7 protein-coding genes and 1 pseudogene are annotated in these 10,146 nt (G+C 72.9%); 4 read left to right on the forward strand and 4 right to left on the reverse strand.

The features are described 5' to 3' along the window. Both IE249_RS37465 and IE249_RS16195 read left to right on the forward strand, forming a co-directional pair. Positions 1–146 (forward strand): annotated as a pseudogene (locus IE249_RS37465) (TauD/TfdA family dioxygenase); the annotation flags it as partial. Between the two features lie 127 nt (positions 147–273). Further along, complete coding sequence (locus tag IE249_RS16195; RefSeq protein WP_189705534.1) at positions 274–1,662, forward strand: amino acid permease; 1,389 nt, start codon at positions 274–276, stop codon at positions 1,660–1,662. Positions 1,663–1,813: 151 nt separating this feature from the next. Here the strand turns inward: IE249_RS16195 and IE249_RS16200 are convergent, their stop codons facing one another. Further along, positions 1,814–2,476: a mycothiol-dependent nitroreductase Rv2466c family protein gene (locus tag IE249_RS16200; protein ID WP_189705535.1), complete on the reverse strand. Its 663-nt coding sequence runs from the start codon at positions 2,474–2,476 to the stop codon at positions 1,814–1,816. A gap of 180 nt (positions 2,477–2,656) precedes the next feature. On the opposite strand from IE249_RS16200, the gene pepN reads away from it, so the two are divergent. Together pepN and IE249_RS16210 are read left to right on the forward strand one after the other, a co-directional pair. Then, positions 2,657–5,260, forward strand: coding sequence for an aminopeptidase N (gene pepN, locus IE249_RS16205; RefSeq protein WP_189705536.1), 2,604 nt, complete (start codon positions 2,657–2,659; stop codon positions 5,258–5,260). Between the two features lie 167 nt (positions 5,261–5,427). Further along, complete coding sequence (locus tag IE249_RS16210; protein WP_189705537.1) at positions 5,428–6,489, forward strand: hypothetical protein; 1,062 nt, start codon at positions 5,428–5,430, stop codon at positions 6,487–6,489. 30 nt (positions 6,490–6,519) lie between these two features. Here IE249_RS16210 and IE249_RS16215 read toward each other — a convergent pair whose 3' ends face one another. The 3 genes from IE249_RS16215 to IE249_RS16225 all read right to left on the reverse strand — a co-directional run. Then, complete coding sequence (locus IE249_RS16215) at positions 6,520–7,722, reverse strand: serine hydrolase domain-containing protein (RefSeq protein ID WP_189705538.1); 1,203 nt, start codon at positions 7,720–7,722, stop codon at positions 6,520–6,522. Between the two features lie 89 nt (positions 7,723–7,811). Next, a complete protein-coding gene (locus IE249_RS16220; protein ID WP_189705539.1) occupies positions 7,812–9,590 on the reverse strand; it encodes a TIGR03767 family metallophosphoesterase in 1,779 nt (592 codons plus the stop codon). A 200-nt stretch (positions 9,591–9,790) separates the two neighbouring features. Then, positions 9,791–10,146, reverse strand: a 356-nt coding sequence (locus IE249_RS16225; RefSeq protein WP_229858623.1) for an NUDIX domain-containing protein, incomplete at its 5' end; no start/stop codon positions are given.

Genomic DNA, 10,146 nt, shown 5'->3' on the forward strand with positions numbered 1-10,146 from the left:
ACAACTACGACGGACTGCCCCGCCGGCTGAACCGGGTGACCGTCGCCGGTGACGTGCCGGTCGGCACCGAGGGCAAGGAGAGCTACTCGATCGAGGGCGACGCCTCGCACTACACGAGCGTGGCCGGGCCGGCGGCCGCCGCGTAACGGGCCGTTCACCGTCCGCACCGCGGACGTCCGGATGCTGGTCGGCCTCCCCGCGCGGGCGGGGCGGCCGAGCAGACTGTGCGGCGTTTTGCCCACCCCCACTCCCCCCACTGGACGAGCCGCGCACATGCCGAACAGCAGCACCACCGTCGAGACGCCCGAGCGGGCGGCCGGCGCCACCCTGTCCCACGGTCTCAAGCAGCGCCATCTGTCGATGATCGCGCTCGGCGGCGTCATCGGCGCCGGCCTGTTCGTCGGCTCCGGCGCGGGCATCGCCGCCGCCGGGCCCTCGATCGTCCTCGCCTACGCGCTCTCCGGTGTCCTGGTGATGCTGGTGATGCGGATGCTGGGGGAGATGTCGGCGGCGTACCCATCGTCGGGCTCGTTCTCCGCGCACGCCGAGCGGGCGTTCGGGCCGTGGGCGGGCTTCACCGCGGGCTGGTCGTACTGGGTGCTGCTGTGCACGGCGGTGGGCCTGGAGGGCATCGGCGCCGCGAAGATCGTGACGGGCTGGCTGCCGGGCACGCCGCAGTGGGCGTGGGTGGCGCTCTTCATGGTGGTGTTCTGCGGCGCGAACCTCGCCGCGGTGCGCAACTTCGGCGAGTTCGAGTTCTGGTTCGCGGCCCTGAAGGTCGGCGCGATCTCGCTGTTCCTGGTGCTGGGCGCGCTCGCCGTGGCGGGTGTGCTGCCGGGTACCGACTCCCCCGGCGCCTCCCACCTCACCGACTTCCTGCCGCACGGCGGCCAGGGCCTGATCACCGGTCTGCTCGCCTCCGTCTTCGCCTACGGCGGCCTGGAGACGGTCACCATCGCGGCGGCCGAGTCGGAGAACCCGGTGCGGGGCGTGGCGAGCGCGGTGCGCACCGCGATGTGGCGCATCGCCCTGTTCTACGTCGGCTCGATGGCGGTCATCGTCACCCTGGTCCCGTGGAACGCGGCGGACGTCGTCGACAAGGGTCCCTATGTCGCCGCGCTGGACCGCCTCGGCATTCCCGGTGCCGGTCAGCTGATGAACGTGATCGTGCTGGTGGCCCTTCTCTCCGCGATGAACGCGAACATCTACGGCTCCTCGCGCATCGCGTACTCGCTGGTCGAGCGCGGGCTCGGTCCGAAGGGGCTGGCGCGGGTGTCCGGCGGGGTCCCGCGGGTGGCCGTGCTGGTCTCCAGCGTGTTCGGCTTCGGCTGTGTGCTGCTGAGCCACTGGCGGCCCGACGACGTCTTCCCCTGGCTGCTGAACATGATCGGCGCGGTGATCCTGGTGGTGTGGATCTTCATCGCCGTCTCGCAGCTGCGGCTGCGGCGCAGGCTGGAGCGCGAGACCCCGGACAGGCTGGTCGTGCGGATGTGGGCGTTCCCGTGGCTGACCTGGGTGGCGCTGGCCGGCATGGCGACCGTGTTCGTGCTGATGGCCCGGGAGCCCGGCACCCGGGTGCAGCTGTACTCGACCGGTGCGATGACGCTGGTCCTGGCGGCGGTGGGCCTGGCCTGGCAGCGCGCCCGCACCACCCGGGGCTGACACCCCCGCCGCGAGGCTTCCCGCGGGCGGCACCGGCGGCCACCACCCAGGGCTCCGGCTGGGGCGTGCCGGCGTTCACGCGGGCGGACGGAAAGAAGGAGACCCCCGCGAGGACAGGACTCGCGGGGGTCTCCCGTTTCGTGGGCGGGACCTACAGGTTGCTGAAGTCGGGTCCCGCGGTGCGGGTGCGCTTGATCTCGTAGAAACCGGGGACGGAGGCGACCGCGAGGGTGCCGTCCCACAGGCGGGCCGCCTCCTCGCCCTTGGGCGCGGGGGTGACCACCGGGCCGAAGAAGGCGATCTGCTCGCCGTCCGAGCCGGGCACCGCGATCACCGGGGTGCCGACGTCCTGGCCGACCTTCTCGATGCCCTCCTTGTGCGAGGCGCGCAGCTCGGCGTCGAACTCGAAGTCCTCCTGGTCGGCGTACTCGATCAATCCGGCGGGCAGGCCCACCTCGTCCAGGGCGGCCGCGATCGCCTCGCGGGTGGGGCCCTCGCCGCGGTTGTGGAAGCGGGTGCCGAGCGCGGTGTAGAGCGGGCCGAGGACGTCCTCGCCGTGCTTCTGCCAGGCCGCGGTCACCACGCGGACCGGCGCCCAGGCCTTGGTGGTCAGCAGCTCGCGGTAGTCCTCGGGCAGCTCGTCCAGCTTGGGCTCGTTCAGCACCGCGAGGCTCATGATGTGCCAGCGGACCTCGATGTCGCGGACCTTCTCGACCTCCAGCACCCAGCGGGACGTCATCCAGGCCCACGGGCACAGCGGGTCGAACCAGAAGTCGACGGGGGTCTTGCCGGACGTGGTCGCGCTCTCGGACATGGCTCTCCTCTGGATAAGGCGCATACGGGCCCATGCGGTCCGCAAGACGCAACACCGGTGATCCGCGTCGCATTCCCGGCTGCCCAAGGTCAGGCACGCATGGCAGGATCGGTCCTGTTCCTGGCGTCCGATATTCGATACGTCACGTCCTGATCCGATACGTCCTTGAGGGAGTCGCCCGTGCCCGGTGAGAATCTGTCCCGCGACGAGGCCCGGGAACGGGCCGCCCTGCTGTCCGTCGACGGGTACGAGGTGTCCCTGGACGTGCGTTCCGCGGTGGGCGAGCACGGCGGCGAGGGGCCGCGGACGTTCCGCTCCGTCACCACCATCCGCTTCCGCTGCGCCGAGCCGGGCGCCACCAGCTTCGCCGACCTTCTCGCGCCGAGCGTCACCGCGGTCTCGCTCAACGGCAAGGACCTGGACCCGGGCGAGGTCTTCGACGGCTCCCGCATCCTGCTTGAGGACCTGGCCGCGGAGAACGAGCTGGTGGTGGACGCCCAGTGCGCCTACTCGCGCACCGGCGAGGGCCTGCACCGCTTCGTCGACCCGGAGGACGGCGAGGTCTACCTCTACACCCAGTACGAACCGGCCGACTCCCGCCGGGTGTTCGCCAACTTCGAGCAGCCCGACCTCAAGGCCCCCTTCCGCTTCGAGGTGCGCGCGCCCGAGGAGTGGACGGTGTGGGGCAACGGGACGGGCGAGCGGCACGACGGGGTGTGGCGCTTCGCGGAGACCAAGCCCATCTCGACGTACATCACCTGCGTGGTGGCGGGCCCGTACCACTACGTGACGGATTCCTACGAGCGGGTGCTGGCGGACGGCACGCGGCTGGAGATCCCGCTCGGCGCGCTCTGCCGCAAGGGGCTGGCCAGGCACTTCGACACCGACGACGTCTTCGCGGTGACCAAGCAGGGCCTGGACTTCTTCCACGACCACTTCGACTACCCGTACCCGTTCGGCAAGTACGACCAGGCGTTCGTGCCGGAGTACAACCTGGGCGCGATGGAGAACCCGGGCCTGGTGACCTTCCGGGAGGAGTACATCTTCCGCGGCAAGGTCACGCGGGCCTCCTACGAGGCGCGGGCCAACGTCATCCTGCACGAGATGGCGCACATGTGGTTCGGCGACCTGGTCACCATGGAGTGGTGGGACGACCTGTGGCTGAAGGAGTCCTTCGCCGACTTCATGGGGTCCTTCGCGCTGGTCGGCGCGACCCGCTTCACCGACGGCTGGATCACCTTCGCCAACCGCCGCAAGGCGTGGGCCTACCGCGCCGACCAGCTGCCCTCCACGCACCCGGTCACCGCGGACATCCGCGACCTGCAGGACGCCAAGCTGAACTTCGACGGCATCACCTACGCCAAGGGCGCCTCGGTGCTCAAGCAGCTGGTGGCGTACGCCGGGCAGGACGCGTTCCTGGAGGGCGCCCGCCGCTACTTCAAGCGGCACGCCTACGGCAACACCCGTCTGGGTGACCTGCTCGTGGTCCTGGAGGAGACCAGCGGCCGGGACATGAGCGCCTGGGCGCAGGCCTGGCTCCAGACCGCCGGGGTCAACTCGCTGACCCCGCAGGTACTGCTGGGCCGGGACGGCCGCATCGAGGAGCTGGCCGTGGTGCAGGAGGCGCCCGAGTCGCATCCGAGGCTGCGGCCGCACCGGGTGGCGGTGGGCCTGTACCGGCGCTCCCAGGTCGGGGCGCTGGAGCGGTACGCGCGCGCCGAGGTGGACGTGGACGGCGCGCGGACCCTGGTGGCCGAGCTGGCCGGGCAGGACGCGCCGGAGCTGGTGCTGGTCAACGACGACGACCTGACGTACTGCAAGGTCCGCCTCGACGAGACCTCGCTGGCCACCCTGCGCGAGCACCTGGGCGCGCTGACCGATCCGCTGGCCCGCGCGCTGTGCTGGTCGGCGCTGTGGAACCTGACCCGGGACGCGCTGCTGCCGGCGCGGGAGTTCGTGGACCTGGTGCTGCGCTTCGCGGGCCGCGAGAGCGACATCGGCGTCCTGCAGATGCTGCACGCGTGGGCGGACTCGGCGCTGGTGCACTACGCGGCGCCCGAGTGGCGCGAGACCGGCGGGCAGGCGCTGGCCGAGGGCGCGCTGGCCGAGCTGCGCCAGGCCGAGCCGGGCAGCGAGCACCAGCTGGCCTGGGCGCGCTTCTTCGCGTCGGTGGCATCCGGGCCCGACGACCTCGCCCTGCTCCAGGGTCTGCTGGACGGCACGGAGGAGATCGAGGGTCTCGACGTCGACCAGGAGCTGCGCTGGGCGTTCCTGGAGCCGCTGGCGACCTGCGCGGTCGCGGACGAGAAGGCGCTGGCCGCGGAGCTCGCGCGGGACGACACCGCCTCGGGCAAGCGGCACCAGGTGCGCTGCCTGGCCGCGCGGCCCTCGGCCGCGGTCAAGGCACAGGCGTGGGCGCAGGTGGTGGAGTCCGACTCGCTGTCGAACGCGCTGGTGGAGGCGACGATCGCGGGCTTCGTCAGGCCCTCGCAGCGCGAGCTGCTCGCGCCGTACACGCAGAAGTACTTCGAGGCGATCGAGCGGGTGTGGACCGAGCGCTCGATCCAGATCGGGATGGACGTGGTCCGGGGCCTGTTCCCGGCGCTGGACGATTCGCCCGAGACGCTCGCGGCGGCGGACGCGTGGCTGGCCGCGCACGAGGGCGCGGCCCCGGCGCTGCGCCGGCTGGTGCTGGAGGCCCGCGACGATCTGGCGCGTGCGCTGCGCGGCCAGGCGTGCGACGCGGCGGCCGGTAGCTCTGGCCAAAGGTCGGGCGCGCGGTAACCGTTACGAAATTCGGGCAAGATACCCCGTAACCCCTGGTCCTCTCGCGGGCGGACCAGGGGTTTTCGGCATCCGAACACCCGTCCTTTAGGGCGAGCTTGTCCGGCTTTGTCGACGGCCGTGTAACAGCGGTTAAAGGTGGGACCGGGTGCGGGAAATCCCCCGGCATGAACCACAACACCCCGCTCTCCCCCCGCCCCCTCAGCCACCTCGCCGAGGTGCACCGCCGCCTGATGACCACCGCGCAGCTGCGCGCTCACGGGGTCTCGGCGGCCGAGGCGAACGAGCAGTCCCGGGCCGGCGGGCCCTGGCAGCAGCTCCTGCCGGGTGTCTTCCTGCTCCATGCCGGCCCCCCGACCAGCGAGGAACGGCTGCACGCGGTGCTCATGTACGCCACCCGCCCGCGCCACCGCGAGCCGGTCCCCGGGGTGCCGGCCCAGCCGACCGCGCGGCAGCCGCACCGCCCGGTGTACGCCGATGCCATGATCACCGGTCTGGCGGCCCTCACCCTGCACGGGTTCGCCTCCGCCCCCGGACTGCCGTCCCTGGAGGCGATCGACGTGCTGGTGCCGCGGATGCGCCGGCTGCGCTCGACCGGCTGCGCTCGGATCGTGCGCACCGCCGGCCTGCCCGAGCCGGAGCCGGTCACCGGCCTGCCGGTGGCGCCGGTGCCGCGGGCCCTGGCCGACGCCGTGGCCAGGCTGAAGGACGCGGCCACGGTACGGCGGCTGCTGACCGAGGCGGTGCGCGGCGGCCACTGCGAACCGGCGGCCGTGGTACGTGAATTGACCGAGGCCAGGCTGCTGGGCCGGCCGCACGTGGTGGACGCGGTGGACTCGCTGCTCGCCGAGGGCCGGGCGATCGCCGAGGACCGCCTCTACCGCATGGTGCGCGAGTACGGGCTGCCCGACCCGGTGTGGAACGTGGACCTCGCGCTGCCCGGCGGCCCGTGCCTGGGCGGCGTGGACGCCTACTGGCCGGAGCCCGCGGTCGCGGTGGAGCTGGACACCCGCGCCCCGCGCCCGGGCGAGGGGCAGGACGAGGACGCGCAGTGGTCGCAGTACGCCCGCAAGCGAGAGCACCTGGAACGCCTGGGCATCACGGTCGTCCACATCACGCCCAGGAAACTGCGCGACGCCCCCGAACAGCAGGCGGCCGTGGTCCGCACGGCCCTCATGGCGGCGGCCGACCGGGACCCGGCCGAGTACGTCGTGGCGCTGCCCCGGTAGGGGGGACCGGGGCAGCGCCGGGGGGCGTTGTCAGGAGGGGAGAGGAGAGGCCGGCCGGCGCGAGCCCGTCGGCCTCTCCTGCGCCCGCTTCCCGCAGAACTCGGCCTCCAGCACCGGCTGCCCGCCGCCCGCCCAGTCGCCGTTGAGGTTGAGGGCGAGGGAGTGCCGGCCGTCGGCCGTGGTGGCCGCTGACGACACCGAGCCGTGGATGCCGCCGTCATGGCCCCACACTCGCACCCCGCAGGAGAGGGTCTGCGCCATCAGGCCGAGGCCGTAACCGACGTTGGGCACGCCGGCCACCGGCACCGTGGTCTTCATCTCCTTGAGCTGGCGCACCGGCAGCAGACGGCCGCGCAGCAGCGCCGAGTAGAAGCGGTCCAGGTCGGCCGAGTCGGAGATCATCTCACCGGCGGAGGAGGCCAGGGAGGGGTTGAGTCCGGTGACGTCGTAGGTGGGGCCCGTGGTGGCGGCCGGCGCGAGCTTGGAGTACGCGCGGCTGCTGGGCCGGGGCATGGTGGCGCGGGTGCCCGGCAGGGAGGTGGCCGTCAGGTGCAGCGGCTCGATGACGCGGCGGCGGATCTCCTGGGCGTAGGAGTGCCCGGTGACGCGCCGGATCACCATGCCGGCCAGGACGTAGTTGGTGTTGGAGTAGTTCCAGGACGTGCCCGGCGCGAAGTCGGGCTTGTGGGACATGGCGACGCGCACCAGGTCCTCGGGCCGCAGGGTGTCGTAGCGGTGCTCGAAGAAGCCGTCCTTGGTGAAGTGGTCGCGGACGAAGGTCTCGTCGGAGGTGTAGTTGTAGATGCCGCTGGTGTGGTTGAGGAGCCGGCGGACGGTGATGCGGCGGCCGTCGTGGCCGTGGCCGCGCACCACGCCGGGCAGCCACCGGTCCACGGTGTCGTCCAGCGACAGCCGGCCCTCCGCCTCCAACTGGAGCAGCACCGTGGCCACGAACGTCTTGGTGATGCTGCCCACCCGGTAGCGGTCCAGCGGTGACCGCGGCGCCCCCGTGCGCAGGTCGCCCACGCCCGCGGTGGCGGACCAGCTGCCGTGGGCGTCCCTCACCGTCACGGTCGCACCGGGCGCGCCGGCGGCGACCGCGGCCCGGAGCGCCTGGCGGGTGGCCTCGTGCCGGCCGGTTCCCGCCGGGGCGGCCACCGCCAGGGCGGGTGCGGCCAGCGCCGCCGAGAGCGCGACGGCCGTCGCTCCCACCAGGATCGTGCGTACGGACATGAACATCCCCCTTCGTAGGGCCCGGTCGGAGGGAAGAACGTCCCGATGGCCCGGGTAGGTTGCCCTTTCGTACGCCAGTTGGGCGCGTTTCAGTCCTTCTTGAGCAGCAGCTCCGTGTTCCGGTCGGCCGCGCTCCCGGCCAGGTTCCGCGGTGCGCCCGGGGCGTTGAAGGCGAGTTCGCGGTAGAGGGCGGCCAGTCCGGTCTGGCTGAGATCGGCGAAATCCGTGCGGTGCGGGGCGGCGGACTCCACGAGCGTGGTGAACAGCGAGAGGGTGCCGTCCTTGTTGTCCGTCAGTTCGACGATCCGGGCCAGGTGCGGGTGGTCGATGTGCGAGGCGGTGGAGATCTCCCAGAAGGCGTGTCCGCCCGCGGTGGAGTGCGCGGTGACGAGGTTCTTGTGGATGTGGCCGTTCACCCAGGCCAGCACGTTGCGGTGGCCGGCGAGCAGGGCGACCAGCTCCCGGCCGCCGTGGCGGCGCTCGGCGGGGCGGGCCGGGTCGGGGCGGGTGTTCTCCATGGAGGCGCTGGTGTGGTGGCTGAAGACGACGGCGTAGGAGTCCTTGTTGTCCCGCAGCGTGCGGTCAAGCCACTTGAGCTGGGCGGTGCCGATGGAGCCTTCGTAGTTCCCGCCCGGGTCGGTGGTGTCGAGACTGACGCCGATGACGTCGTCGGCGACACGGAAGGAGTAGTACTGGCTGCCCGCGTCCAGGTTCGCCGCCGAGTAGCCGTGGCCGGCCGGACCGGCGCCCCGGTGGGCGGGGTCCAGGTGGGCCTCGAGATATTCGGCCGGGGTGTACGGGGCACGCCGCTCGTCGGGGGTGACCGGGCGCATGTCGCGGGTGTGGGCCTTGAGCAGCTCGCGCAGGCGCACCCCCCGGGGGTCCCTGGCGTTCTTGATCGAGTCCTGGAGCTTGCGCGCCTCGGCCGCCGGCAGGCTCATCAGCTTCCTGCCGCCGGCGGCGTACTCGGCGAGATAGGGGTCGCCGGGCGCGTAGATGCCGAGCGGGAGGGCGTCGTGGTTGCCGACCGTGGAGTACCACGGCATGTGCAGGCCGGGGCTGGTGACCTCGCGGGTCGCCGCGGCCAGGAAGCCGGGCAGGCGCGGGAAGCCGAGCTGCTTGTCGGCGTCGCGGACGGCCGCGTCGGGCTGCCAGTACAGCTTCAGCCCGCTGCTCTGCACACCCTCGTAGTGGCGCGGGTCGCCGGAGTCCGGGCGCAGCCGGCCGCCGCTCATCACCTTCATGAACCACTCGAGCTCGGACCGGGCGTTGTTGTCCGTGTTGTCGCCGGTGGTCATGACGAACCGCAGCGGGGAGCCGGTGACCGGCCCGGCGCGCAGCGCGTTGACCCGCTCCACCAGCGAGATCGCGCCCTGCACGGTGAGCGCCTCGTGCGGCCGCCACAGGTGGCTGTCGCAGGAGCGCAGGTACTCCACGCGCAGCGGGTGCTGGGTGTCGGCCAGGTGGAGATCGGTGAACTGCACGAACGCGGCCAGGGTGGTGCGGCGGCCGGCGCGCCCGGACCTGGCGGCGGCGAGGTCGTCGCGTACGAGCCGCTTCCAGCCGGGCCCGTCGCCCAGGCGCCGGTACGGGCCGCCGGCACGGGGCGTGGCGACGGAGTCGAGGGTGGTGCCCCCGGTGTAGGGGGCGAGGGGCGTGGCGGGAGCGGTGGGGGCGGCGGCGAGCGGTACGCCGGGGGCTCCGGACGGGCCCGCCGGCGTGGTGCCGGCCGCCGTGGCGGCGCGGCTCTCGGTGGGACGCAGGGCGTAGCCCGCGCCCGCGGTCAGGGTCACCGCCCCGGCGGCGGCGAGGACGGTACGGCGGTCGACCCCCAGCGCGGAGGCGGTGACAGAGCGTGTGCGCGGCATGGCGCTTCTCTCCCCGGGTGCGAACGCGTCGGCAGTGGTCGCGGGGGCTCGCGGACGCGAACCTCCCGCTCGTACCGGATGCTTGGCAGCGGGGATGACCTGTGCGTGAACGCGGCGGCAACGGGCGACGCCGATCGCCGTACGTCGATCTCGGGGCACCCGGCGCGTTCGCGGCCGCTCGCCGGGCGGACCCGGGGCCGCTACTCCTCGTTCATCTCGCGGGGCAGGAGAGCCGTTCCGTCCGGGGTGACGGGGCGGCCCGCGGCGGGCCGCTCGCGCCACAGCCGCAGGCCCACGTCGACCAGTCCCACCCGCTCCAGGCCGGGCACCGCCTCCAGAGGGTGCCAGGCGGCCATGTCGGTGGAGCCGCCGGTCTCGTGGCGCAGTTCGCCGCCGGTGACACGGCCCTCGTAGACGATGCGCAGGCCGTGGAAGTCGGCCTGACCGCCCAGCGGGCGCGGGTAGGCGCGGCGGATGGAGTCGAGGCCGAGGAGGGCGACCGGCTCGACGGTGTAGCCGGTCTCCTCCTCGGCCTCGCGCACGACCGTGTCGTAGG

Source organism: Streptomyces anandii JCM 4720, assembly GCF_014650655.1.
GTDB lineage: Bacteria > Actinomycetota > Actinomycetes > Streptomycetales > Streptomycetaceae > Streptomyces > Streptomyces anandii.